Annotated in this window: 22 protein-coding genes and 1 pseudogene; 6 read left to right on the top strand and 17 right to left on the bottom strand. The window is 61.6% G+C overall.

Going from position 1 to position 23,704, the window contains the following annotated elements; translation table 11 throughout:
• Positions 1 to 33: 33 nt before the first annotated feature.
• From aspA to AB3X98_RS15910, 6 genes and pseudogenes are all read right to left on the bottom strand, one after another.
• The gene (gene aspA / locus AB3X98_RS15935; protein WP_321931448.1) at positions 34 to 1,452 is read right to left on the bottom strand and encodes an aspartate ammonia-lyase; all 1,419 of its coding nucleotides are present in this window, start codon (positions 1,450 to 1,452) and stop codon (positions 34 to 36) included.
• 28 nt (positions 1,453 to 1,480) lie between these two features.
• Positions 1,481 to 2,947, bottom strand: a complete 1,467-nt coding sequence (locus AB3X98_RS15930) for an aspartate/glutamate racemase family protein (protein WP_368602243.1) — start codon at positions 2,945 to 2,947, stop codon at positions 1,481 to 1,483.
• Positions 2,944 to 4,239 (bottom strand): dicarboxylate/amino acid:cation symporter, encoded by a 1,296-nt coding sequence (locus tag AB3X98_RS15925; RefSeq protein WP_368602244.1) that lies wholly within the window; start codon positions 4,237 to 4,239, stop codon positions 2,944 to 2,946. The genes AB3X98_RS15930 and AB3X98_RS15925 overlap by 4 nt, the downstream gene beginning before the upstream one ends.
• A gap of 182 nt (positions 4,240 to 4,421) precedes the next feature.
• Positions 4,422 to 5,336: a LysR substrate-binding domain-containing protein gene (locus AB3X98_RS15920; RefSeq protein WP_368602245.1), complete on the bottom strand. Its 915-nt coding sequence runs from the start codon at positions 5,334 to 5,336 to the stop codon at positions 4,422 to 4,424.
• A gap of 179 nt (positions 5,337 to 5,515) precedes the next feature.
• Positions 5,516 to 5,680 (bottom strand): annotated as a pseudogene (gene ansB, locus AB3X98_RS15915) (L-asparaginase 2); the annotation flags it as partial.
• Between the two features lie 343 nt (positions 5,681 to 6,023).
• Positions 6,024 to 6,659, bottom strand: coding sequence for a LysE family translocator (locus AB3X98_RS15910; RefSeq protein WP_368602246.1), 636 nt, complete (start codon positions 6,657 to 6,659; stop codon positions 6,024 to 6,026).
• Positions 6,660 to 7,053: 394 nt separating this feature from the next.
• Between AB3X98_RS15910 and AB3X98_RS15905 the strand changes: the two genes are divergently transcribed.
• Positions 7,054 to 7,278: a hypothetical protein gene (locus tag AB3X98_RS15905; protein WP_028205419.1), complete on the top strand. Its 225-nt coding sequence runs from the start codon at positions 7,054 to 7,056 to the stop codon at positions 7,276 to 7,278.
• A 97-nt stretch (positions 7,279 to 7,375) separates the two neighbouring features.
• On the opposite strand, the gene AB3X98_RS15900 is transcribed toward AB3X98_RS15905, so the two are convergent.
• Entirely contained in the window at positions 7,376 to 8,632 is a 1,257-nt protein-coding gene (locus AB3X98_RS15900; RefSeq protein WP_368602344.1) for an MFS transporter, read from the bottom strand.
• A gap of 128 nt (positions 8,633 to 8,760) precedes the next feature.
• Here AB3X98_RS15900 and AB3X98_RS15895 point away from each other — a divergent pair, with 128 nt between their 5' ends.
• Positions 8,761 to 9,666, top strand: a complete 906-nt coding sequence (locus AB3X98_RS15895) for a LysR family transcriptional regulator (protein WP_069266481.1) — start codon at positions 8,761 to 8,763, stop codon at positions 9,664 to 9,666.
• Positions 9,667 to 9,696: 30 nt separating this feature from the next.
• On the opposite strand, the gene AB3X98_RS15890 is transcribed toward AB3X98_RS15895, so the two are convergent.
• The 4 genes from AB3X98_RS15890 to AB3X98_RS15875 are packed head-to-tail and all read right to left on the bottom strand — an operon-like array spanning position 9,697 to position 12,997.
• Positions 9,697 to 10,926, bottom strand: a complete 1,230-nt coding sequence (locus AB3X98_RS15890) for a cytochrome P450 (protein ID WP_368602247.1) — start codon at positions 10,924 to 10,926, stop codon at positions 9,697 to 9,699.
• Between the two features lie 39 nt (positions 10,927 to 10,965).
• Positions 10,966 to 11,286 carry a 2Fe-2S iron-sulfur cluster-binding protein gene (locus AB3X98_RS15885; protein ID WP_368602248.1) on the bottom strand — a complete coding sequence of 107 codons (321 nt, stop codon included), beginning with the start codon at positions 11,284 to 11,286 and terminating at the stop codon, positions 10,966 to 10,968.
• Between the two features lie 50 nt (positions 11,287 to 11,336).
• On the bottom strand, positions 11,337 to 12,143 hold the full coding sequence (locus tag AB3X98_RS15880; RefSeq protein WP_342947329.1) for an SDR family NAD(P)-dependent oxidoreductase: 807 nt from the start codon (positions 12,141 to 12,143) through the stop codon (positions 11,337 to 11,339).
• A 50-nt stretch (positions 12,144 to 12,193) separates the two neighbouring features.
• Positions 12,194 to 12,997: an SDR family oxidoreductase gene (locus AB3X98_RS15875; RefSeq protein ID WP_069266485.1), complete on the bottom strand. Its 804-nt coding sequence runs from the start codon at positions 12,995 to 12,997 to the stop codon at positions 12,194 to 12,196.
• 304 nt (positions 12,998 to 13,301) lie between these two features.
• On the opposite strand from AB3X98_RS15875, the gene AB3X98_RS15870 reads away from it, so the two are divergent.
• The 3 genes from AB3X98_RS15870 to AB3X98_RS15860 all read left to right on the top strand — a co-directional run bounded on the left by AB3X98_RS15870 (position 13,302) and on the right by AB3X98_RS15860 (position 16,387).
• Positions 13,302 to 14,417 carry a phosphotransferase gene (locus AB3X98_RS15870; RefSeq protein ID WP_368610281.1) on the top strand — a complete coding sequence of 372 codons (1,116 nt, stop codon included), beginning with the start codon at positions 13,302 to 13,304 and terminating at the stop codon, positions 14,415 to 14,417.
• A 147-nt stretch (positions 14,418 to 14,564) separates the two neighbouring features.
• Positions 14,565 to 15,515 (top strand): spirocyclase AveC family protein, encoded by a 951-nt coding sequence (locus AB3X98_RS15865; RefSeq protein WP_069266487.1) that lies wholly within the window; start codon positions 14,565 to 14,567, stop codon positions 15,513 to 15,515.
• Positions 15,512 to 16,387, top strand: a complete 876-nt coding sequence (locus tag AB3X98_RS15860) for an enoyl-CoA hydratase-related protein (protein ID WP_368602250.1) — start codon at positions 15,512 to 15,514, stop codon at positions 16,385 to 16,387. The genes AB3X98_RS15865 and AB3X98_RS15860 overlap by 4 nt, the downstream gene beginning before the upstream one ends.
• Before the next feature lie 18 nt (positions 16,388 to 16,405).
• On the opposite strand, the gene AB3X98_RS15855 is transcribed toward AB3X98_RS15860, so the two are convergent.
• The 5 genes from AB3X98_RS15855 to AB3X98_RS15835 form a co-directional block, all read right to left on the bottom strand.
• Positions 16,406 to 17,974 (bottom strand): AMP-binding protein, encoded by a 1,569-nt coding sequence (locus AB3X98_RS15855; protein ID WP_368602345.1) that lies wholly within the window; start codon positions 17,972 to 17,974, stop codon positions 16,406 to 16,408.
• Positions 17,971 to 18,819, bottom strand: coding sequence for an alpha/beta fold hydrolase (locus AB3X98_RS15850; RefSeq protein ID WP_368602251.1), 849 nt, complete (start codon positions 18,817 to 18,819; stop codon positions 17,971 to 17,973). The genes AB3X98_RS15855 and AB3X98_RS15850 overlap by 4 nt, the downstream gene beginning before the upstream one ends.
• A gap of 40 nt (positions 18,820 to 18,859) precedes the next feature.
• Positions 18,860 to 19,777, bottom strand: a complete 918-nt coding sequence (locus tag AB3X98_RS15845; RefSeq protein WP_368602252.1) for an NmrA/HSCARG family protein — start codon at positions 19,775 to 19,777, stop codon at positions 18,860 to 18,862.
• Positions 19,778 to 20,002: 225 nt separating this feature from the next.
• Positions 20,003 to 20,986 (bottom strand): phytanoyl-CoA dioxygenase family protein, encoded by a 984-nt coding sequence (locus AB3X98_RS15840; RefSeq protein WP_368602253.1) that lies wholly within the window; start codon positions 20,984 to 20,986, stop codon positions 20,003 to 20,005.
• A 40-nt stretch (positions 20,987 to 21,026) separates the two neighbouring features.
• The gene (locus tag AB3X98_RS15835; protein ID WP_069266493.1) at positions 21,027 to 21,455 is read right to left on the bottom strand and encodes a carboxymuconolactone decarboxylase family protein; all 429 of its coding nucleotides are present in this window, start codon (positions 21,453 to 21,455) and stop codon (positions 21,027 to 21,029) included.
• Positions 21,456 to 21,636: 181 nt separating this feature from the next.
• Between AB3X98_RS15835 and AB3X98_RS15830 the strand changes: the two genes are divergently transcribed.
• Positions 21,637 to 22,611, top strand: coding sequence for a GlxA family transcriptional regulator (locus AB3X98_RS15830; RefSeq protein WP_368602254.1), 975 nt, complete (start codon positions 21,637 to 21,639; stop codon positions 22,609 to 22,611).
• Positions 22,612 to 22,631: 20 nt separating this feature from the next.
• Here AB3X98_RS15830 and AB3X98_RS15825 read toward each other — a convergent pair whose 3' ends face one another.
• On the bottom strand, positions 22,632 to 23,612 hold the full coding sequence (locus AB3X98_RS15825) for a LysR family transcriptional regulator (RefSeq protein WP_368602255.1): 981 nt from the start codon (positions 23,610 to 23,612) through the stop codon (positions 22,632 to 22,634).
• Positions 23,613 to 23,704: the final 92 nt, after the last annotated feature.

Below are 23,704 nucleotides of genomic sequence, written 5' to 3'. Positions count from 1 at the left end.
CGCTGGCGGTGTTCGCCTGGCGGCGTACGCTAACTACGCAAGCGGCAGGTGATGCCTCGGCTGCGTCAGCATCGTGGGCTTGAGAATGTCTTCGAGTTGCGCCCGCGTGAGCAAGCCTCTCTCGATGACAATATCGGCGACGCTCCTTCCCGATACGAGCGCTTCCTGGGCTACCTGGGTCGCATTCGTATAGCCGATGTACGGATTCAGCGCAGTCACGATGCCGATGGAATTTTCAACGAGCGAACGAAGCCGCTCGCGATTGGCCGTGATCCCGTCGACACACCTCGATGCCAGGGTCAGACATCCCGCACGCAGGTGCGCAACGCTCTTGAACAGGCTGTGCGCAATGACCGGCTCGAACGCATTCAACTGCAATTGACCGGCCTCCGCAGCAAAGCTGACCGTCACGTCATTGCCGATGACTTCGAAAGCGATCTGGTTCACGACCTCCGGAATGACCGGATTGACCTTGCCCGGCATGATGCTGGAGCCCGCCTGAACCGGCGGCAGGTTGATTTCACCAAGGCCTGCGCGCGGGCCGCTCGAAAGCAGGCGAAGGTCATTGCAGGTCTTCGAGAGCTTGACCGCCACGCGCTTGAGCACGCCCGACAGTTGCACGAACGAGCCGACGTCCTGCGTCGCCTCCACGAGATTGGGCGACGTCGTCACAGGGATACCGGTGACACTGGCCAAATGGCGGCAGACGAGCGGCGCATAGTCGGGCGACGTATTGATGCCCGTGCCGATCGCCGTGGCGCCCAGGTTGATTTCGCAAATCAGTTTCGACGCTTCCCGCAGACGTTCCTGATCTTCTTCGAGCATGACCGCAAAGGTGCTGAACTCTTGTCCCAGGGTCATGGGGACCGCGTCCTGCAACTGGGTTCGCCCCATCTTCAGATCGTCGTGAAACTCCACTGCCTTCCGTTCGAACGACGCGCGCAGGACACCCATCGCATCGACCAGTTGCGCGATGCCCATATACGTGGCGATTTTCAGTGCAGTCGGGTAAACGTCGTTGGTGCTTTGCCCCAGATTCACATCTTCGTTTGGGTGCAGTACCGCGTAGTCTCCTCGTTCGTGGCCAAGATGTTCGAGCGCGAGATTGGCGATCACCTCGTTCGCGTTCATGTTGGTCGAGGTGCCGGCGCCGCCCTGAATCACGTCGACGACGAATTGGTCGTGCGCAACCCCCTCACGAATCTGCTGGCACGCGTGAACGATGGCCTTCATCTTGTGCTCGGGGAGCAGCCGTAATTCGCAGTTCGCAATCGCCGCGGCTTCTTTCACAAACGCCAGGGCGTTGACCAGATTCGGATAAGTCGAGATTGGAATGCCGGTAATCGGGAAATTGGCGAGCGCACGAAGCGTATGGACTCCGTAATAGACTTCATTGGGCACGGCGAGGTCGCCGAGAAGATCGTGTTCGATGCGTTCAGAACGATTGGACATTGCTTTGCTCCGTTGGAGTGTATTCGGGTCAAGCGAGGGTCGCGTCGGCCGACAATGCGTACGCGATGCATCGTCGCGCGAGAACGTCGGTGGGATCAACCAGCCTGACGCGCGCGCCGCCGCTGCCCACGAATTCACTCCCGGTCAAAAGGAGCGGGAGTTCGGTGCACCCAAGGACGACGACTTCAACGCCTTCGGCAATCAGTCCTTCCATCGCGGCGGCGATGTCCTGCTGACACTGCCCCGTCGTCAATCCCGCCTTGACGCCATGTTTGCCGTAGATGGCTTCCATCACGCGCTCCTGTAGCGCAGGGGAGGGCACGACCTGACGAAGATCCTGCGATTCCAGCGCCTTTCGATTGACCCCGCTCTCGATCGTGCCCGATGTCGCTAGCACACCGACATCACGAAGCGCCGGATACGTCGTGCGCAGATAGCCAACCGTGACCGTCAACATGTTCACAATCGGAATGTTGAGGTACGGCTGGATCCGCTCGACGAATGCATGCGCGGTGTTGCACGGAATCGCGATGATGTCCGCGCCGCCGTCTTCGAGCCGCTTGCACGTCGCGTACAGCGAGACCGTCGGGTCCGCGCCGTCACCAATCAGATTATCGGTGCGATCCGGAATCTGCGGGTTTTGTTCGACCAGCAGCTTGATGTGGTCCTGGTCGCGCGTGGCGCGTGTATTGCGGACAATCTTCTGCAGAAAATCGACCGTCGCCGCGGGGCCCACGCCGCCCACGACCCCAACCTTGAAGGCGTGCGACGGCGAACCGTAACCACCAGAGACGACGTACTGCGCATACGCGAGGTTGGCATCGACGAGCGGCACGCCCAGCGGGCCGATTTCGTCCGCGACCAGGGCGATTTCCGTCATGCCGGGCACGATCACCTGGGCGCCTTGCGCGATCAGATCGCGGCAAGCCTCGCGCAGCAGTTCGACCGGACGCCCGCGCAGGTTGCCACTCTTGATGCCGTCCGATCCATATACCGCTTCCGTGACCGGATCGAATTCTTCGTGGCATCGGGGGTGGATGACTTCGAACTCGGGGGGCGCAAAGTACCGTTCAAACAAGCGCTTTTCCCGCGTGTAGTCGGAGGCGAGTATGCCGATACGGCTTGCGCCCGGGAACTTGCGCCGAACATGGCTGCGAACCGCCTCGATCATGTCCACGATCTGCAAGCGCGTGTTCGCGCGCAGTTCGTCGATGAAGGTGTGACTGAGAAAGCACGGCAGCACGACCGTTGTTACGCCGCGCTTCTCGAAGTCCCGGATCATCTCGAAGATATAGAGCTTGCGTTCCGTCGTCGCGGTGCTTCCGGAGCCCGAGTTGGGAAAAGGCGACTGCTGAAAGATTGCGTCGAAGTGCTCGGCATCAGTCGATGCGGGCGTTGCCTTCACCAGTTTGAAGAAGACATCTGCGCTTGCCAGCGGCCCCAGGCCGCCGACAATACCGAACTTGTGCTTGTGACCGGCGACATCGGAAGTCATTTCGCTCCACCTTGCGCCGGACCGAAAATCTGTTCGCCATCCTCAACGAAGTCGGAAGCCTTGCTCTCGCGCGCACCTTCCCATTTCGCGATCACGGCGGTCGCCACGCTGTTGCCGATCACATTGGTCATCGTGCGGCCCATGTCGAGGATCTGGTCGATCGCAAGCACCATGGCGACCCCTTCGACCGGCAAATGGAACATCGGCGCCACTGCCGCAACCACCACCACCGAGCCCCGCGGAACGCTGGCCATGCCCTTGCTGCTGAGCATCAGTACGAGCAGCATGAAGAATTGCTGCGAGATCGGCATGTCGACCCCGAACGCCTGGGCGATAAAGATGGCCGCAAACGCCTGATACATCATCGAGCCGTCCAGATTGAACGCATAGCCCAACGGCAGCGTGAAGCCGACGACTTTCTTGTCGACGCCAAAGCGCTCCAGCTGCTCGGTCAGCCGCGGATAGGCCGCCTCGCTGCTCGCCGTCGCAAACGCGATCATCGCGGGTTCACGCACTGCCTTGAGCAACGCGCCGACACGACGGCCGAGGAACAGATAGCCGACGAAAACCAGGATCGCCCACAGCACGACCAGCCCCAGATAGAAGGAGCCAATCAGCTTGCCATACGTGTAGATGACGTCGAGGCCGCGCAGCGTCACCGCCGAAGCGATCGCACCGAACACGCCGAACGGCGCCGCACGCATGACGTAGTTCGTCACGCGCAGCATGACGGGCACCATGCCTTCAATGATCTCGATCACGACCTTGACGCGCGCGTCCCGCTTTGTTGCGCTCAGACCCAGGCCGAGGAAGACAGAGAAGACCAGGATCTGCAGGATATCGTTACGCGCCATGGCGTCGAGCAGGCTGGTCGGAAAGGCGTGGGTCAGGACGTCCCTGAAGTTCAGCGCCGAGGTATTCAGGCCGGTATCGACTTCACCTGTACCCGCCACCATGTGCAGGCCGGCCCCCGGCTGCAGGAGATTGGCGAAGACGAGGCCTACCGTAAGCGAAATCAGCGATGCGCAAACGAACCAGCCCACCGAACGCAAACCGATGCGGCCGACGTCCTGGCCGCTGTCCATGCCGGCGAGGCCCGACACCAGCGTGACGAACACCAGTGGCGCGATGATCATCTTGATGAGACGCAGGAAGATGTCCGTGATGATCGAGAAGTATCCTGCAATGGCTTTGAGTGTCGCCGGGTCAGATGTGCTGGCGTGGCACGCGTAGCCCGCAATGACGCCCAGTATCATGCCAACGGCAATATAAACGGTGAGGCGATTTTTCATTTCCGTCTGTCCTTGAGTGACACAAGGTGGTCGAGACATGACCGGTGTACGTTGAGAGACGCCTGGAGCGAGATCGACTGCGACCTCGGTCAAGCGTTGGGAGGCATATTAGGGGTGCCAAAGGAAGCGATGATGCTGTTGTTGCATGTGCATATGCGAATTTTGCATAACGCGGGAAAACCCTAGACGCCGGTCTGTAGAACCGCCCGAAGATGCTGCCAGAGCGTATCGAGAAACTCGCTGCGATTCGAAGCGTCGCGGTAGACGCGCAACTCGATATCCAGATTCCAGTGCGTCGGGCCTGCGGGGACCAGTTCACCCGCCTCCAGTTCCGCGGCTATCGCGCTCTTTGGCAGCCATGCCATCCCTTCGCCTTCCATGACCATTTTTTTGAGCACCTCGGCCATGTCCGATTCATAGTGAAGCAACAAGGAAGGCGCAGAGGGCGCTCGAGCGAGCAGCACCGCAAGGCAGCGGCCGAAATAACTCGTTTCCGTGTATGAAATGTGAGGCAATGGCTGTTTTGCTGTTCCGGGCAGTCGATACGTCGGCGCGGAACGCAGGTTTGGCCTGCTGGCAGGCATGAGCGTGTCGATACCCACAGTGAGATGCTGATACCTCGCGGGATCGAGATGCAAGGGCAGTTCAGGGTGGTGGTAGGCGAACATCAGTTCGCAGTTGCCATTCACGAGCGACAGGATCGAGTCGTGCACATTGGCCGGTACCACGCGCGCGCGCACGTCCCCGAAGTGGGCGGAAAGCGCCTTGAGCCACGCAGGCAGAAAATTCAGCGCGATGGTGTGGCCGGCGGCAATCTGGAGGCTCTTGCCGCCGATCCGTTTTTCAGTCCGGATGATGGCGCGTGTATCGAAGAGTTTGTTCAGGATATCTTCAGCGACTTCGCGGAAGAGTTGACCTGCGGGCGTCAGCACGGGAGGGAAGCTGCTGCGATCGATCAGTTCCGCCCCGACCCATTGCTCCAGCGATTGAATGCGCCGGCTGAACCCGGACTGGGTCACATTGCGGAACTCCGCTGCGCGTGAAAAGCTCTGGTATTGAGCAAGGGCGATGAAGTCCTCGACCCACTTGATTTCCATACGTATGGCCCGCCTTCTGGGACGTGAAATGGCGTTTTCGGGAAGTTCCGATCTTACGCCGGTACCGTTGCACCAGGTCGCGTCGAGGACTGCGTCTGACCTGGCGAGGGTCCGCGATGGTGTCGACGCGAATTGCGCCCGCACTGACCCAATGCAGACGCAATCCTCATCGGTTGCGATCAGTAAGTCGCAGAAAACGCTGCCTGTACCTGGTCGGGCGACGTGATCCCATTGGCGATCAGCAGTTGGGTCAGCAAACGGGCCTTCTCAGGATTGAGATCGAGCGACGCGACAAATCCGCTCTTGCCATCGTCGACTTCGACGTTGCGGTTCAACTGAACAAAGCGGGCGATCCCACGACTCCGAATTCGATTGGTAGCGGGATGGACCACGCGTCACACCAGAGTCAGACCGGATGGTAGAAGCGGTCAAAAAAAGGACGATGCGGAGGTGACATGTCCCTATGCGAGACTCGCATAACGTGGGAAAACCCTGGCCTCGCCGACGTGCGGTGCGAATCTCTTCGGTCTGCAGCAGGTAGTCACCTATCCGTAGTAGTCCAGATTAATTTGCGCGTGAGTGGAAGCGTTACTCATCTCCACAGGTCGGACCAGCGACTACTGGCCGGTCGACCTGGTGCCTGCATTCGGGAAAGCGCGCCAAGACCATCGCGCCGCCCCGCGAGCCCTACTGCCGAATCAATGCCATCATCGCGCCAAACCCGACGAACACCCCGCCCGTCACGCGGTTGAACGCCTTTGCCACACGGCGGCTCTTGAGCGTCGCGCCGATGCGCGTGCCGAAACTCGCGTAGACGAGATACCAGCTCACTTCGCACACGGCGAAGGTTGCAACGAGCACGCCGAACTGCGGCAGCACCGGCCGGGTCGCGTCGATGAACTGCGGCAGGAGCGCCGCCGCGAAGAGGATCGCCTTCGGGTTGCTGCCGCCGACGAGAAAGCCGTTGCGATAGAGCGCGAGCGGCGAGCGCACGGGGCGCGCGGCCACACGTTCTGCAACATCGGCGGCGGCCTCGGGCACGGGTGCGCCCCACGCCTTGACGCCCAGGTAGACGAGGTACGCGGCGCCTATGAAGCGCAGCGCGTTGAACATGGTCGGCCACGCTTGCAGGAACACGCCGAGCCCGGCCGCCGAAACGGCGAGCATCAGAACCAGTGCGGAAAGGCAGCCAGCCATGGTCGCGCTCGTGCGGCGCAGTCCGTACTGCGCGCCGTGCGACATGATGAGCAACATGTTGGGACCGGGGATGGCGCAGACGACGAAGACGGTGACGAGGAACAGCCACCAGGTATGCAGATTCATTGCAGCGGCGAGATCAAAGAGGGCTGGAAAACGGCGAAGGGACGATTATGCCAGCGGAAGGCGCGAGCCTGGCCGCGGCCAGCAGGCCAGAGGTGATCCGGCGTGTGATGAGAATGCGGGGCGGGAAAAAGAAAAGCCCGCAGCGAATGCGGGCTTGAACCATGCCAATGGAGACATGGAGGAGACAACCTCACTATAGTCAAACAATTGACGCATCGCAATATATGTTCGTGTATCACATCGTTAATTATTGTCAGATTAATGAGTTAGTGATTGATGCGGCCATCGAGCAGGCACACAATGAAGCGGCGCGCTCGCTGGATGGAAGGTGCGGCGCACGGGAGGCGAGACATCGCCTCGTCAGCCCGGAGCGGGTTTCAACTGGAGGGATGAAATGGGCATTCTGGACAAGGTGGGTGAAATTGCCGGTGCGGTTGCCGCTGTGGAAGGCGCCGAGAAGCTCGATCCGAACGCAGGCTTTCTGACCAAGGCCGCCGCCGCGGTTGCCGGTTTCGAGGGCGCCAAGGAAGTCGAGCAGCTAGTCGAGAAGAAGGAAGACGAAAAGCCCGCCGACGACAACACCGCGCAACCCGCGGATGGGTCGGATCAGCAGACGTGAGCGTATCGCTGCGCGCATGACGGTTTGACACAGGCACAGGAAAGCCGCGGCCGGATCAGCCGCGGCTTTTTCGTTGGACCACCTGCCAGGCAGGCCGCTAGCGGGCAGAAGCCGGCGACGCGCGATAAACGAAGCCCAGCGCGATGACCGCAACCGTGAAGCCGAGGGCAACGAGGCACACGCCGCTCCAGCGCGCCGTGGCCCACGCCGCGCCGGCCATGAGCGCGCCCGCGGCGCCGCCGATGAAGAACATCCCCACGAAAATCGCATTGAGCCGGCCGCGCGCGGCGGGATTGAGCAGGTTGATCGCGCGCCGCCCGAGCGTCTGGTCGGCGATGACGCCGGCATCGAGCGCAGCCGCGCCCACGACGAGCAGGCCGAGCGCCAGCGCGGGATGCGCGGCGGGTGCAAAACCGCCCCAGCCCGCGCCCGCCACGCCTAACAGCAGGACTGCGCCGAGCATCGTCGCGTGCGCGGCGTATTGAACCGCGCGCCCCACGCCGTGATCGCCCAGCCGGCCCGCGAGCGGCGTGACGATCGCGCCGCTCGCGCCCGCCAGCGCGAACGCCGCAATGCCGTTCATGCCGAGCGAAAACGGCGGCTGCGACAACAGCAGCGCGACGGCGGTCCAGAACGCCGAGAAGGCACCTAGTGCAAGTGCCGCGAGGAAGGCGCTGCGCCGCAGAACCCGCTCGGTGCGCAGCAACGTCCAGAGCGAATAAAGCAGATCGGCGTAGCGCGCCGTCACGCTCGGCATGCGGCGCGGCGTGCGCAGAAAGAGGACCACGGCGAGCAGGGCATCCGCCACCGCCTCGATGCCGTAGAACGCACGCCAGCCCAGCGTTCCCGCAATCAGGCTCGCGAGCGGCCGTGAGAGCAGGATGCCCAGCATCAGGCCGCTCATCACGTTGCCGACGGCCCGCCCGCGCTGGCTTTCGGGCGCCATCGAGGCGGCCATCGGCACGAGCATCTGGATCACGCTGGAGGTCGCGCCCGCAAGGAATGCCGCGGCGAGAAAGAGCGGGCCCGAGCGCGCCAGTGCCGCGAGGGCCAGAAAGACCGAGCACGCAAGCAGCGTGCGGAAAATCAGGCGCCGGTTTTCCAGCAGATCGCAGAGCGGAACGAGCAGCAGCAGACCGGCGGCGTAGCCGAGCTGCGGCAGCATGGCGACCGCGCCGACGAATTCCGGGCGCAAACGCAGCGAATGGCTCACGAGCCCGGCGAGTGGCTGGGCCGCAGACAGATTGACGACGATTACGCCGACTGCGGCGGCGAAGAACAGCGTCATCGGTAGTGTGAGGGTGGTGTGCGTCGCCTGATTGGCGTGGCTCGTGGGGGCGGCCTCGCGCGCCATCGGACGCGTACAGGTTTCAGCAGGGTGCTCCATCGATTGGCTCCGCAACGTGGCAGGTCCAGCTATGGTAGGGAGCGTTACGTGATGCGACAATTGAATTATCGCGATAATCTTTATGCGGAGTCGTTGTGAACACTCGAGATCTGGAAGCCTTCGTGGCGGTGGTCGAAAGCGGCTCGCTCGTGCGGGCGTCGGAGCGGCTGTTCCTGACGCAGCCGGGCCTCACGCGCCGCGTGCAAAACCTTGAGACGACGCTCGGCATCGAGCTTCTGGATCGCCAGAGCAAGCCCCTCAAGCCCACGGCCGCGGGTAACGAGGTATACGGCCTCGCGCGCTCGGTCCTGCGTGCGGTCGACGACCTGATGTCGGTCGCCTCGCCGGAGAGCGAGCCCGTCGGCGAGCTCAAGCTCGGTGTGCCGCCGTTTCTCTCGGAACTGGCGCTCGAACAGCCCGTCGATCAATTGCGCGGCGAGTTTCCCAAGCTGACGCTGCGCGTGAGGGCGGGCTGGTCGCCAGGCCTGCTCGACGAGGTCGAGCGCGCACGGCTCGATGCGGCCGTGATTCTGCTGCCCGCCGCGGTGATGCCGCCGGAGGGCGTGGTCGCGACCCAGCTCGGCTACACGCCGACCCTCGTGGTCGCGGCGCGCTCGTTTGGTTTGCCCGACGAGCCCACCACGCTCGCGGCGCTCGCGCACCATCCGTGGGTACTGAATCAGGACGGCTGCGGGATGCGCTCGGCGCTGAGCCGGGCCATGGGCATGGCGGGTCTGCCGTTCAACGTCGCGGTCGAGGCCTTCGGTTCGGAACTGCAGCTTTCGCTGGTCGCGCGCGGCATGGGCGTCGGGCTCGCCGCGCCGCAGGCGCTCGCGCGCAGCCCGCTGCGCGACCAGTTGCAGATCATCGACGCGACCGACTTCCGCTCGGGCCTGAATGTCTGGCTCGTGCACGGGGCGCTGCCGGGGCGTCTCGTGCGGCCGGTCGCGCTGATCCGCGACGCGCTGGCGAACAGGCTGGAGATGGCCGAGGTGGCATGACGGCGTAGCGCCATTTGGCTACTCCGAACGTTATGCGCTGAGCCGGTGGACATCGGAGTTCCAAACGAGCGGCACGCGTGTCACACAATTCACCATTCCCCCTTCAAAGCCAATCTGCCCTGCGGGATCAAGTTCGAAATCGGGAATGCGCCGGAACCATTCCTCAAGGAAAACGCGAATCTCGTTTCGGGCCAGCAGCGCCCCTGCACAGCGATGGGGGCCGTTGCCAAAGGCTGCATGTTGGGATGCATTCGCGCGCGCGAAATCGGCGTGCATTGGGCACTGGAACTTGCGTTCATCCATGCCATGCAACAGTGGGCGGACGTACACCCGGTCTCCCGCCTTGAAGCGGACACCCTTATATTCGAAGTCGCGAGTCATCACACGGCCTGTGCTGGATGGTGCAAACATGCGCAGCAGTTCCTCGACGGCGTTGCCCACCAGTTCCGGGTGCTCCGCCAGTTGGCGACGATGTGCTGGGTTGCGCGCGAGATAGAGCACGGCAAAACCCATGGTCGACGCGACAGTGTCGAGTCCGCCAAAGATGACGTTGACCATCATGCCGCGTATTTCCTGCTCAGTGAGAGGTCGTCCGAATACCGTTCCATTCACGATTGCACTGATCAGATCCGCTCCCGGCTCCTTTTGGCGATCGCGAATGATATTCTCAAGGTAGCCGAACAGCATGCGCTGCGACCACTCACGACGCTCTGGGTCATTCGCTCGAACGCTTGCCTCGGTCCACGCAAGCAGGTCGTCCAGATCGGTGAGCGGGAGATTCACGAGTCGCATGAAGATGGTGATCGGGAACTTCATTGCAAAATCGGACATGAATTCGCAACGGCCTTTCTTCTTGAAACCTTCGATAAGCAAGACCGCCAGTTCCCGGATTTCGCCCTCCATGTCACGAATAACCTTCGGCGCGAAGAAGCGGTTGATCAGCGCACGATAATCTGCGTGCTCGGGAGGGTCGGCCGACAGAGGCAAGATCTGCATCGTCGTGCTGGCGGGAAGCGTGATCTCGTGCATCGAGAACGGGTCGTGATTGCGCTGCGCAAATTCGATATCCGCCGCTCGTGTGAGGATCCAGTGACCGCCGTTGTACGGCGTCCAGACAATGTCCGGACCATCGTGAAGGCGCTTCCACGCGCCGACAATGTCGGCTTCGCCGCCGGGAGGCTTGCTGAAATCCCAGTCTACGACGAGTTCTTGAGGTACATGATCGGGAACCGGTACGAGAGGGACAGCGATATGGGACATGTGAGTTCTCCGCGATCGAGTGTTCACCGGTTGCTTTGATCAGGTTTGCGAAGCGGGTAACCGCACGACTAATCCGTCGAGTTCATGGGTCACCCGAATCTGGCAACCGAGCCGGCTGTTGCTATTCGCATCGATGGCGCCGCTCAGCATATCCAGTTCGGCGTGCTTCGCGGGTGGAATCCTTGCGGCCCACATGTCGTCGACATAGCAGTGACATGTCGCGCAATTGCAGTAGCCCCCGCAATCGGCGAGGATGCCAGGCACCGAGTTTTCGATGGCTGCCTGCATCAACGACTGGCCGGCATTCGCCTCGACGGTATGCTCCGTGTCGTCATGCTCGATGAAAGTAATCCTCGGCATTTCAGTATCCTAAGTTTTTACTGCTGCGCGCACATCGTTGCGGCTGTTGCCTAGCTGACCGTGAAGCCGCCGTCCACAGCGATGATCTGGCCGGTGACGTAGCTCGCTGCGGGGCTTGCGAGAAAGAACACACTCTGGGCGACTTCGATTGGAGCGGCCATCCGCCCCATAGGAACGCGGCCAGCGCCCACGATCGGCCCGCGTATCCTGAACGTGGTGCTGATGTTTTTGCCGCCCTCGCTGGCCATACCGCCAGGCAGGATCGAATTGACGCGAATTCCATCGACCGCAAATTCGCTGGCCAGTGTTCGCGTAATGCTGTCCACGCCGGCCTTCGCGGCGTCGTAGTGGGCGTTGACGCCCCACAACGTCGGCCGAAGCGCACCGACGGAGGAGATGTTGACGATCGAGCCACCTTCGCCCTTTTCCTTCATGCGCGTAATCGCCTCGCGGCAACACAGGAAAGTGCCACGTAGCGTGACGTCCTGCATCTGGTCCCACTGCTCCACAGACATTTCGAAAAACTCAGCCTTCGAACGGTGGGCAGCGTTGTTGACGAGAATGTCGACGGCACCGAATTTTGCATCGATGGCTGCAAAGAGCGCCTTGACGGAAGCTTCGTCCGCAACGTCCACCTTGCAGGGCAATACAATGCCACCGTTTGCCTCGATATCCGCCGCAGTTGCGGACGCGACATCCGGGTTCAGGTCGGCGATCACGACGTTGGCGCCCGCCTCAGCAAGCAGTCGCGCTGTTTCGCGGCCTAGACCTTGCGCAGAGCCGGTAACGACGGCAGTCTTTCCCGTGAGATTGAAAATCTGCGCGAGGCGCGCGCCGATCTGGTTTTCGCTAAACATGGAATGCTCCGTGTGAGTAGTCGCTCAGAGTTGTGCTTCCTGGCGGGCCTTCAGCTAATCAGAAATCCGCCGTCGAGCGTAATCGACTGGCCCGTCATATAGCGGCCCGATGGACCCACAAGGTACAAGACCGCCGCCGCGATGTCGGCGGGATCTCCCCATCCAAGCGGCAAGCGTCGCTCTGCATCTGTGCCGGGGCCCGTGAGCTTTCCTTTCTTCAGGCGAGCCTGCATGTCGGGATGAAACTGAACCTTGCCGGGCACGGCGCCTGGAAGCACGCAGTTGACGAGGATCTGCTCGGAGGCATAGTCGAGCGCCGCGGAGCGAGCCAAGCCCGTTACGCCGGCTCGCGCGGCGCCATAAGCGCCATTGCCGTTGAGGACGGCATGCATCGCTCCCATAGTGGTCACGTTCACGATGCGGCCACCCCTGCCCGCGGCGAGCATGTGCTTGATCGCTTCTCGCATGCAAAAGAAAACGGACTTCAGGTCGATCGACATGACTTCGTCCCAGGCCGCTTCGGTGAAATCCGTGAGCGGTCCGTTATTGGTCATCGCGGCGCAATTGACCACGATGTCGGGGCTGCCCCAAGTGGCCTTCACCTGTTCGAACAACGCGATCACAGAGGCTTCGCGCTCCACGTCCGTCTCGATCGCGACAGCATCCCCGCCTGCCAAAAGGATTCTGTCGACGACAGGCTGCATGTGTGCCGCGCTGCGATCCGCGATCACGACCTTCGCGCCGGCTTCGGCCAGCACAGGGGCAATATCGATACTGGAATTGCGTCCCTTGTCGGTCACGACAGCGACTTTTCCGCTGATGCCGAATAGCCGTTCAAGCACGGTCGTGGTCATCGGGTTGTCTCCTGAAGGTTTGTCGATTTTTCTGCATTCTAGCGACAACCCACGACGCACAATGGTTACCGTATGGAACAATTAGAGTGAATAATTTTCATCAAATCTGAGCGCGCGAGACGGCGAGACTTCAGGGCGGCGAGGCGATTGCCAGGCCGGTACCGGAGTGAAAGTATGTACGCAAACGTGTACGGTGTTCTATATTTAAAACAATGACGCCAGCCGGGATTTCCCCTGTTGCGAGCGTCTGGAGGTGCCGCGCAACATGCGCGAACTCACATGCACTGCTCAGGAGCGCGTCAACATGCTTGTTGCGAACATATCGAACCCGGCTCCCGAAAGGCTCCCCTTACACGTCGAGGAAATCACGACGTCGTGGCTGACGTCGGCGCTCGCGCGCGGTCATGAGGGCGTGACGGTCGAATCACTCGCAGTGAGCGATGTGATGTACGGAACCGCTACCAAAGTCAGGGTGCATCCTGGCTACAACGCAAGGGGGCGCGAGCTAGGCCTGCCGGAGTCGTTGATCGTGAAGGGCGGTTTCGTTCCGGAATATCGGAATCTGAACGCCTATATATACGAATACGAGGCGAGGTTCTTCAAGGAAGTCCATCCTCACATGCACGCGAACGTACCGGCCTGCTTTTACGCAGAGACGGACGCTCGAAGCGGGCAGTCTATCGTGATCCTCGAAGATCTACGCTCGCGGAACGTTGAATTCTGCCGCGTGCAAAAGCCGCTCACATTTGCGCAGGCCGCGGCGAATCTGGACGCGCAGGCACGTTGGCACGCCCAGTTCTGGCAATCGCCGGAACTCGATAGTGGTGGTGAACTGGCCTGGCTGGCGCCGCAGGACCCGCTGCCCGACGGCGAGTCAGGCACGTATCACTGGGGCCAGTTGAAACCCGATGTTTTCGCAAGCTATACGCAGTTGCCGCGCGGGGCTGCCGTGCCAAAGCGGTTTCATGATCGGGACTGGATGGAGCGCGCGTTGCTCGATCTGCGCGCTTTCGACCGAATCGGGCCGATGACGCTTCTCCACGGCGACGTTCATCTCGGAAATCTGTATTTCGACCGCGACGGCACGCCCGGTTTTCTCGACTGGCAGTCGTATCGACGCGGACCGTGGGCGCATGATGTCACGTATTTCCTGATCTCAGCATTGGACATTGCGGATCGACCGCGATGGGAACGTGCGTTGCTGGAGCACTATCTCGAGCGGCTTGCGTTTTACGGGGTGAAGGAGCCGCCGTCATTTGAAACCGCGCTCGAGGCGTATCGGCGGCACATCGTCTACGGGCTGTTCTTCTGGCTCGTGAACCCGGTGGAATGGCAGGTGGAAGTCAACAATTGCGCAGTTGCCACGCGATTCGCAATGGCTGCGCTCGATCACGAGATTCATGACCTTATCGGCCGATAACAACCTTCGGGGCGTTGAATGACACGGCCAGGCGTGCCGCTATCGAAGCCGGCATTGCGTATTGCGCTTGACGTTGCCTCCTCAGCAGGGTACATTTTTTAGACCATTATTCACAAATGTGAATGGTGTGATGATGAGGAGGCAAGCATGTCGGAGATGGTCGCTCGACGCAGTACGACCTGGCACAGGGTGTATGCGTGGGCTGCGCTCGGTGCGCTTTTCGCGTTTGCGCAAATCTATGCCTACGTGGCATGGATTCGTTCGGAGGACTTTCGCCCCGTCGATGTGGGCACGGACACGATTCCGGAATCAGTGAAGGCGACGATCGACCATTACCAATGGGTCAGCGTGTTGCTGTTGATTCCGGTGGCAATATGGTTCGTCTACGGAATCGTCAAAAGCCGCCGCATCGACGCGGTGCGTCTCATGATGATCGGCTGGCTCTCTGCCTACTGGCTTGATCCGTGGCTGGACTTTCTTCGTCCGATGTTCACCTATAACGCCTATGCATTGAATTATGGCTGTTGGTGCCGTTTCATTCCGTTCTGGCAATCGCCACATGCGCGCATTGCTGAGCCCATCCTGATAGACGCACCGAGCTATTTCTACACTTTCACGGGTACCGCAGTGGTCGCGCTATGGGCGATGCGTGCGGTCCGCAAGCGTTGGCCCCGTGCAGGTAACGTTGGACTCACGCTCGCGGGCTTTGCGGCCATCTGGATGACGATGGGTTTGCTCGATATCGCCGCCAGCCGCTTCATGGGATTCGACGCATGGCCGGGCGCGTTTCAGCGTGTTTCCTTCTGGGGCGGTCACTACTACCAGTTTCCGGTTTACGAGTTCCTGCTGTTTCCGTCCGCCTTCGTGGCTTCTGCGTTCCTACTGATGAGCGTCGACAACAACGGTTACACGGCGATCGAACGAGGCGTCGATCGTCTCGAGTGCCATTCTGCGGTTCGCACGGCGCTGCGCGTGCTGGCCTTCGTCGCGTTTTGCAATGTACTGAATCTTGCCTACACGACCGCAATGGGTGTGCACGCGGTATATGCGGATCCGTGGCCGACGGATATGCCGAGTTGGCTGGCGAACGATCGATGAACAACCGGAACGCTCAGCGCTTCGAGAACGTCGAGTATTACGTAGAAGACGACGTGGCCGTCGTCGCGATGGGCCACCCGCCGGTCAACGGGCTGGGCCTCGGAGTTCGTCGCGGGCTCGTCGCTGCGTTCGAAGCGGCGCGGCACGATCCGGAAGTTCGAGCGATCGTGCTCAAAGGCTGCGGTCGTGGCTTCTCGGCAGGCGGCGACATCCGCGAATTGGGCACGGCCGCTGCGGCGGCAGCCCCCGCGTTATCGCTGCACGTTCATCCGGTGATCGAGGCCAGCGAGAAGCCGGTTGTCGCCGCTATTCACGGATTCGCCATTGGCGGTGGGCTGGAAACGGCGCTGGTCTGCCATTACCGGCTTGTCGCGGGCAATGCGCAGATCGGACTGCCGGAGTGCAGGCTTGGTGTGATCCCTTTGTCTGGGACGCAGCGTTTGCCGCGTCTGCTGGGCCTCGCAGAATCGATCGAATTCATTCTTGGCGCGCAGATCGTGACCGCGAGTACGTTCGCCGGAACAGCACTATTCGACCGAATCGTCGAGGGCGATGAGCAGCACGTGTTGCGTCTGGCGATCGAACTGGCGCGAGAGAAGATCGGCAGAGCTGCGTTGCCATTGATAAGTCGGCTGCCATTGCCGGATCACGATCCGGTTCCCGTTATCGCTCAGGCGCGTGCACGTCTTGCCTGTGGCGATGCGATAGAGAGCAAGTGCCTGGATGCCATCGCTGCAGCCGCCGAGTCGACTGATTTCGAGGCGGGCCTGGCCGCCGCGCGTGCGATTTACGATCGACTCGCCGCGTCCGAAGAGGTGTCGCGGCAGCGAGATCGCTTTTTCAAGTCCCGCCAGGACAAGCACGCGCGATAAGTGCCGACTGAACTGCTGTTACGTGGAAAGCTGCTTGCGCAGGTCGCCTTTACGCACTTTTCCCGATGGCGTGCGGGGCAGTTCTGCAACGATGCAAAGATGCTCGGGGGTCTTTTGCTTCGCCACACCCGCGACGGCGAAGTGGGTCTGAACTGCGTTCAGGTCGAGTGCCGTGTGTTCGTGCAGGACGACTACGGCACAGACTCTTTCGCCGTACCGGGCGTCGGGTTGGGCCACGACGGCGACATCGCGCACTGCTGGATGAGCGGCAAGCACACGCTCCACTTCGAGCGACGAAATGTTTTCTCCACCGCGAATCACGATGTCCTTCTTTCGGTCAGTAATGGTCAGGCAGCCGCTTTCGTCGAGATGGCCAATATCGCCAGTCCGGAACCATCCGTCGAGAGTGAATGCCGCCGCATTGAGTGCCGGGTCGGTGTAGCCGACGAACAACTCCGGTCCCTTGATGAGAATCTCGCCGTCGTGTCCCGCAGGCAGGTCGCGGTCCAACTCGTCGACAACGCGCACCTGAGAGCCGGGCTGAACGCGCCCGTCCGTGTTGGCTCGAATTTCAAAAGGCGAATCGGCCCAGCCAACGCTCACCGTCGAGTGTTCGGTCAACCCATAAGCGCGTGTTCCCTTAAATCCGGCACGATCGACGAGGGCGACGTGCTCGGGCGTGACGCCCGTGCCGCCCAGACCGTAAGACACGAGCGACGCCAGGCTGCGGTCGTCACGACGAGCGGCATCAAGGAGTCCTTGAAGATGGAACGGCGTGCCGCCCGAAAGGCGTACCCGGTGCTGTTCAATGAGTCGCGCGGCGAGTGAGGCGTCCCATCGATCCATGAACACCATCTCCGTGCCGGTGACGAACGGGCGCAACAGAAAATTGAAGCCTGCGATATGCCCGGCAGGGAAGGGCGTGAGGTATGGCCCTGGCCCGTCGATGAACGGAATCTGCCACTCTGCGCCAACGGTTCGATGCGAGTGCTGTACGCCTTTGGGAGAAGCCGTCGTTCCCGAGGTGTACAGCAGCAGGCAGATGTCTTCCGACATGGGCGCATCCACAGAATGCCGATCGTGCGTTGTCGCCGCGAGTCGTTGCAGCGCATCGAACGTGATGCCATTCGCGGGCGCCCGATCGCCAACGACGATAACGCGCTCCAGATCGGGTGGGTCGCCCAGCGCGGCGACACGCTCCAGGTAGTCCGTGCCGCACCAGACGTCGGGTACGCAAAGAAATCGGGCGCGCGACTGCCGGAGGATGAAGCCGACTTCGGCTGGACCGTAGATGTGGACGATCGGTACGAGCACGGCGCCGATTTCGAGTGCAGCCAGATACAGAAGCGCAGTCTCGCGTTGCGTGGGGAGCTGTATCGCGATCACATCGCCTCGACGCAGGCCGATCGCTCGCAGCGCCTTGCCGATTTCTCTCGCGTCGTGCAGTAGGGACTGCGTGGTGCACGTATAGGCGCCGCCCTGGGTATGAAAATGAAGCGGCGTAGCGCCGTGCCGTTCGACGGCGCGCGCTATCAGCGCCGAGAGGGGCAACTCGCTCGACCAGGTTGCAGTTGTGTCGGGTTTCATGCCAGCAACGCCCGTAAGAGGCTGACCAGCGCAAGCGGCTGGTCTAGCATCATGTGATGGCCTGCGCGCGGCATCGTGATGGGTCCCTTCGCGGCGGGAATTGCCGCTACGATGTGGCGCGCGCGATCCGCGCTGACCACGCTGCTGCACTCGGCGTGAACGTAGCTGACGGGAACCGTGATGCGGGTCAGCAGGTCTTCCTCGCCTTCGACCGGCTGGAGATCCCGAAGCTTCGGGTCGAAGCGCCACACCCAGCCGTCGGCGGTTTGGCGAAGCGATGTCTGCGCGAGATGTTCGAGAAGCCACGGCCCGCAATCCTGCTCGGGGATGAGGCGAAACCGGCTGACGGCGGTTTGCCAGTCCGGATAGGGGCGTGGAGGCGGGCGTCGTTCCACGGCAGGCAAGCTGTCACCGCGTAGCATGAAATACGAATCGAGCACGATGGCATGCGAGAGACGATCGGGAAAAGTCGCGCACGCCTGCAGGAGACGCGATCCGCCGAAGCTGTGGCCGACCGCGACGCACGGACCGGAGCCGATTGCATCCACGACGGCTACGAGGTCGCGCACGAAAATGTCTGCGCTGTATTCCTGCCTGTAGCCGCTCTCACCCATGCCGCTGAAATCCAGAGCGAACACACGAAAGCGGTCGGTGAAGAACGGCGCAATGAAGTCCCACCAGTGCGTGTGCCCTAGAAATCCATGCGCGAAGACGAGCGGAGGTTTGCCTGTGTCTGCGGCGTTCCAGGAGACATAGTGCACTGCGGCTCCGCCGGCTTCGGTGAAGTGAGAGCGGCGTGGCTGGCTCATGGCGAGATCGAACCAGGAGGGGGCACAGACATTCATTGCGGCTTTTCCATTGCTCAAGGATTGTTTCGCACACCTGTCACGCAAGCGGGATGTGCTGTCGATTTGCGTCGATCCAGTCTGTCATCGAGGTCAGCTGGATGCCACGTTCGGAGAGCGAATCGATGTCGACGCGATACCCGACCGCGTTGATCCATTCCTGCGCGTTCACCCACCCCGGTGCGAGGCCCTTTGCTCGCGCTTCGTCCGGCGAGACGTGCGAAACGCGAATCTGTGTGCCAAGGACCTGACCGAGGCGAGTTCCCACTTCAGACATCGTGAGCTTCTCCGAAGCCAGCGGCACAGTCTCGCCATGCCAGCGTTGCGCGTCGTTGAGCGCGCTGGCTGCGAGCGCACCCACGTCGTCGGCGGCGACCCAGTCGAGCCGGGAGTCGGGCAGCAACGCGCTGAGCAGCAAGCCCTCGCGCAGGTGCGGGAACATCGTGCCCGCTTTCGGCTCAGCGAGATTGTCCATCATGAATGCCGGTTGCAAGACCGTCCATGATTCGAAGCCCGCAGAGCGAACGGCCTCTTCGACGTCCCACTTGTCCGTCCAGTATTTTTGATTCCAGCGCTGCTCGTTCCAGCCCGGAAACGTCAAATGATTGCCTGCCTGCGCCACGGAGGTATGAACGAATTGCGGGACGCCCGCGTTGCGCGCTGCGTTGATGAGCGCGAAACCCTGGCGGCGCTCCCTGTCGCTGCGATCGAAATCGGGGAGGAGAACGGAAAAGACGGAGCGGACGCCCTCCATTGCTTTGTCGAGCGACTCGCGGTCGTCCAGATCCCCCCTTAGGCCCTGCGCATTCATTTCGATGAGTGCCCGGGCAGTCGGCGAGTCTGGATCTCGCGTCAGGAAGCGCACTGTACGTCCAGCCGCAAGGAGGCGACGAGCGGTGGCCCCCCCTTGCGCGCCAGTAGCGCCGATGACGAGTATCACGTCGGATGAATCGGCCATGATTTTTCCGGTGGTCGAACTACAGAGAAATGCCAGCCGTGTCGTGGCCGGGCGCATAGCGCGCGAAGTCACTAGCCAGGCGACAGGTCATCCCAGAATGGCCTGGAATTGTGCCGTTATTCTAATATTAGCACGACGTTCAGAAAAATACGTTGGGTGAATGCCCGGGCGCTGAAGGACGCGAAGCGGAAAGACGAAGCGTCGTCTTTCCGCTGTGATGGACGATCAATGCTGCGGCCGCAGCGTTTGAACGAGGCCGCCTTCATGGGCGACGATCACTTCGCAGCCCGGCTGATAAACGTCGGCAATCTCGTCGCCGCGCACGCGGTTGCCCTGGAAACCGCGCAAATAGCTCGTTTCGTCGAGCCGCAAGACATGCTCGCCATCCGCGTCGCGCACAACGATCTGGTCAGGCGCGATAGACGTCAGCGTGCCCACATAGGGCAGCCGCGGTGCGAACGGGAAACTGCCGCCTTGCGGCAGGATCCGCGTGTCGAGCGATAGGCGGAAGCGGTCGGAATGATTGCTGAGCCCGGAATGCGGCGTGCGCCGGCTCATCAACAGCACGTCGCCCAGGCGGTAGTTCGTGCGGCGCCATGCGTCCTCGGGCACGCTCGCGAGATCGATGGGAATGATCTTGTCGCCGTCCTTCTTATGGAGGCACGGAAGCTTGTGCAGCCCTTCCGCAACGGCCAGCCCACCGACTTGCGCATCGATATCGCTGAGTGGAATCCAGCAAATGATGAAGTCGAGGCGGTCGCTGTAGATCGCATCTTCGTGAATAAAATCGAAGCGTGTGCGGCTTTTGTCGATGGCGGGCGGCGAAGTGCGGTATTCGGTAAACGGCACCCAATAAAGCGGTACGTCGAAGAGCCGCTGGAAGAATGCGCGCGTTGCGGGATCTTCCATCACGGTTCGCGCGGCGCGCTGCTCATTCATTTCCTTCACGGGAAAGAAGCTGAAATTTTCGCGCTCCTTGCCGGTCCATCGCACATCCCGATCGTTACGGTCTACGAAACCGTTGCGATCGAGGTGGTCAACGAGCAGCGCGCGCATGCGTTCGAGCGGCTCGTGGTCCAGTACGTCGCGGAAGAACAGGTAGCCGTCTTCGTCCCAGCGTTTTTGCAGCGCGGCGTGATCGCCTAGCAGATCGTTCGAAACGTTGAACTCGCGCATCGTCGGCACGATATCCACGATTGGTGTGCTCACAAATTGTCTCCTCTGGTCGCAGGGGCGCTTTGCCGACGTCTCACAGCAATCCGCGTTCTTCCGAAGTGCGGGTGGTAGTGTCGATACCCAGTTCCCGCAGCGTCTCGAGTACGGCCGTGGTGGCGGAGGCGACAGCCGGGAAGCCTGCATACGGCAGCGCCTGGATAAGCACGCCTTCCAGTTCGCGTGCGCTCAGACCGTTGCGTACTGCAATGCGGACGTGGTTTTTCAGTTCGAGCGTCTGGCGGTTGGCAATCAGGATGCCGAGCGTCACGAGGCTGCGCTGTTTGCGCTCGAGCTTGTCGTCGCCCCATACGTCCGCGAATGCGTAATTGACGGCAAGGCGTGAAATATCGGCGCCGAAGCCGTTGGACTCGCTTGCGGCCCGCAGGCCGGCTGCCTTTTCCTCACCCATGATTTCGCCGAATACCTTTAAACCATAGGCGTGTTTCTCTTCCAGGCTCTTCATTTGCGTCTCCTGTTTTACCGCAGCGGCGCGGCTATGGGTGGCGGGTAGCGGCTCCGCTCTTCCCGCCATTCTTTTTGCTGACAATGGTGACGATGATGCGTGCTAAGATCGCCGCGAAAGAGGATCAAATTCTGCATATAAGGGGATCGAAATTCGCAGGCCCGCCACGCCGACTGAGCCAGTGAAAGACGTTGCCGCGCTCGTGCTGCCGGGCACCTATCTGTCGAGCGTAGGCCCGCTGGTGGATGGGTTCGCGCTTATTGCGCGACATGTATTCACGCAGTTCGCGCCGCCATACCGCCACACGATGAAGACGCAGGTGCGACTGTTGAGCGCCACGGCGGGCGGTCTGGAGTTCGCCGGCGGCCGGAAGATGGATGGTGACGGCGACTTGCTGGGCGACGCCGAGTACAGCATCGTCTACGTCCCGGCCTTTGCGGTGGCCAGCGAGGAGGCGCTCGTTACGCTGCTCGACCACGCACAGCCGGTGACGGAGTGGCTGCGTTGGCAACGTTCCCGGGGCGCGGTACTGGCCGCAAGCGGCACAGGGGTATTGCTGCTCGCTCAGGCAGGCCTTCTCGACGGTGGCCCTGCGGCTGTCCCGCGCTTGCTCAGGGGCGTGCTGCGCTCGCGCTATCCCAAGGTGCGCGTGGACACAGGCGCCACGATCGCGGAGCACGCAGGTGCGCACACCTGCAGCGTGCCGGCAAGCGAATGGCAACTCGTGGCGCGCCTCGTCGATCGTGCGATTTCATCGCATACCGCTCAATGGCTCGCCTCGACGACAGGCACGGATGGCGAGCGCGAGGAAGGCCGCCTGTCGAGCGACGATCCGCTCGTAAGCAGCGCGCAGTTCTGGCTCGCACAGCGTTTCGCCCAGGACTTCAGGATCAGCGAACTGGCGGACGTGCTGGCCGTCAGTCACGCTACGTTGCTGCGCCGCTTCACACGAAGCCTCGGCATGACGCCGCGGGCTTATGCAAGCTCATTGCGAATCGAGGCAGCAAAGCGCATGCTGCGCAACACTCAGGTCTCAATCGAGCAGATCGCCGTCATGGTGGGCTATTCAGATGTGCGCGCGTTTCGCAACATCTTCCACAAATACGTTGCGATGAGTCCTTCCGCGTATCGACGGCGCGGTGCTGGCCACGAATGAAGAATGAAGCTGCCCGGCATTCAGGCGGCAAAGGCGTCGAGTTCCGCTTTGCCGGTATCGGTCGAACGAAACCGTTCGAGCAGGTAATCCACAAAAACCCTGACTTTCGCGGGCAGATACTGGCGGTGGGGGTAGTGCACGTAAATGCGCGGCCCCGTGCCATCAGCCTCGTCGCCGCGCACCCGGTATTCGGGAAGCACGATCTTGAGTGCCCCGCTACGCAGATACGGTAGCACCACGGGCACGGAAGACGGCGTGATCCCTGCGCCGCTGAGCGCCGCGACGAGGCTGGTGTCCGGCTGGCCTGCCACGGTTAGACGCCCGCGGGGATGGTGGACGAATGTCCTGTCCTTCCGGGCGCCGCGCTTTCGCGTACTTCCTGGCATGCGTTCGAGATGAAGCGCGGCGAGTCCGAACGGCATACGGATGCCGACGAATTCGTGTTCCGCCAGTTCCTCCGGTGTTTGGGGAACGCTCTTGCGTTCGAGATAGCCCGGGCTCGCGACCAGTACGATGGGGTAGTCGCACAGCGGACGGGAGACATGATTGGTTCCGCGTCCCCGCGCGTGCTGAATACTGACGTCGACGCCGTCGTTGACGAGGCTTGGCGCAATTTCGTCATAGCTGATATCGATTTCGACGAGCGGATAGCGTTGCAGAAATTCCGCGATCACCGGAGTCAGGCAATGCCTCCCGAACGTCGGCGTGACGGATACCTTGATCATGCCCTCCGGATGCTCCGGACTGCGCCGCACATCGGCGACGGCTTCGTCGAGCTGATTCAACAACGGCGCCACCCGTTGATAGAACTGCCGCCCCTCGCTCGTGAGGCTCAACTTGCGTGTGGTCCGGTTGAAAAGGCGCACGCCGAGTTCACGCTCCAGCGCCGCGATACTCTTGCTGATGGCAGGCGGCGTGACCTGTAGGCGGGTTGCCGCCGCGATGAAGCTGCCGCAACGGACGGCCTGAACGAAAGGCTGCAGATTCCGGATTTCTGGCATCGTCGATTAATGAAAAAAAGTCACTCTAAATGTTCCGTTTAGTAAGCAGTGTAGAGCATGAGCCGGCGCTAGAATCGAATTTATCAGAGGCG

The organism is Paraburkholderia sp. BR14312 (genome assembly GCF_040948675.1).
Classification (GTDB): Bacteria; Pseudomonadota; Gammaproteobacteria; order Burkholderiales; family Burkholderiaceae; genus Paraburkholderia; species Paraburkholderia nodosa_A.
The sequence above is the reverse complement of the archived record's forward strand: the minus strand, read 5'-3'. Positions and strand labels throughout refer to the sequence as shown.

What these genes read in the sequence shown, in the direction of transcription:
- AB3X98_RS15845 (WP_368602252.1), bottom strand. Translation starts at nt 19,777, where the DNA reads ATGGCCGATTCATCCGACGTGATACTCGTCATCGGCGCTACTGGCGCG.
- AB3X98_RS15860 (WP_368602250.1), top strand. Translation starts at nt 15,512, where the DNA reads ATGAACAACCGGAACGCTCAGCGCTTCGAGAACGTCGAGTATTACGTA.
- AB3X98_RS15930 (WP_368602243.1), bottom strand. Translation starts at nt 2,947, where the DNA reads ATGACTTCCGATGTCGCCGGTCACAAGCACAAGTTCGGTATTGTCGGC.
- AB3X98_RS15920 (WP_368602245.1), bottom strand. Translation starts at nt 5,336, where the DNA reads ATGGAAATCAAGTGGGTCGAGGACTTCATCGCCCTTGCTCAATACCAG.
- AB3X98_RS15925 (WP_368602244.1), bottom strand. Translation starts at nt 4,239, where the DNA reads ATGAAAAATCGCCTCACCGTTTATATTGCCGTTGGCATGATACTGGGC.
- aspA (WP_321931448.1), bottom strand. Translation starts at nt 1,452, where the DNA reads ATGTCCAATCGTTCTGAACGCATCGAACACGATCTTCTCGGCGACCTC.
- AB3X98_RS15850 (WP_368602251.1), bottom strand. Translation starts at nt 18,819, where the DNA reads ATGAATGTCTGTGCCCCCTCCTGGTTCGATCTCGCCATGAGCCAGCCA.
- AB3X98_RS15870 (WP_368610281.1), top strand. Translation starts at nt 13,302, where the DNA reads ATGCTTGTTGCGAACATATCGAACCCGGCTCCCGAAAGGCTCCCCTTA.
- AB3X98_RS15835 (WP_069266493.1), bottom strand. Translation starts at nt 21,455, where the DNA reads ATGAAGAGCCTGGAAGAGAAACACGCCTATGGTTTAAAGGTATTCGGC.
- AB3X98_RS15865 (WP_069266487.1), top strand. Translation starts at nt 14,565, where the DNA reads ATGTCGGAGATGGTCGCTCGACGCAGTACGACCTGGCACAGGGTGTAT.
- AB3X98_RS15910 (WP_368602246.1), bottom strand. Translation starts at nt 6,659, where the DNA reads ATGAATCTGCATACCTGGTGGCTGTTCCTCGTCACCGTCTTCGTCGTC.
- AB3X98_RS15900 (WP_368602344.1), bottom strand. Translation starts at nt 8,632, where the DNA reads ATGGCGCGCGAGGCCGCCCCCACGAGCCACGCCAATCAGGCGACGCAC.
- AB3X98_RS15885 (WP_368602248.1), bottom strand. Translation starts at nt 11,286, where the DNA reads ATGCCGAGGATTACTTTCATCGAGCATGACGACACGGAGCATACCGTC.
- AB3X98_RS15825 (WP_368602255.1), bottom strand. Translation starts at nt 23,612, where the DNA reads ATGCCAGAAATCCGGAATCTGCAGCCTTTCGTTCAGGCCGTCCGTTGC.
- AB3X98_RS15875 (WP_069266485.1), bottom strand. Translation starts at nt 12,997, where the DNA reads ATGACCACGACCGTGCTTGAACGGCTATTCGGCATCAGCGGAAAAGTC.
- AB3X98_RS15880 (WP_342947329.1), bottom strand. Translation starts at nt 12,143, where the DNA reads ATGTTTAGCGAAAACCAGATCGGCGCGCGCCTCGCGCAGATTTTCAAT.
- AB3X98_RS15905 (WP_028205419.1), top strand. Translation starts at nt 7,054, where the DNA reads ATGGGCATTCTGGACAAGGTGGGTGAAATTGCCGGTGCGGTTGCCGCT.
- AB3X98_RS15890 (WP_368602247.1), bottom strand. Translation starts at nt 10,926, where the DNA reads ATGTCCCATATCGCTGTCCCTCTCGTACCGGTTCCCGATCATGTACCT.
- AB3X98_RS15855 (WP_368602345.1), bottom strand. Translation starts at nt 17,974, where the DNA reads ATGAAACCCGACACAACTGCAACCTGGTCGAGCGAGTTGCCCCTCTCG.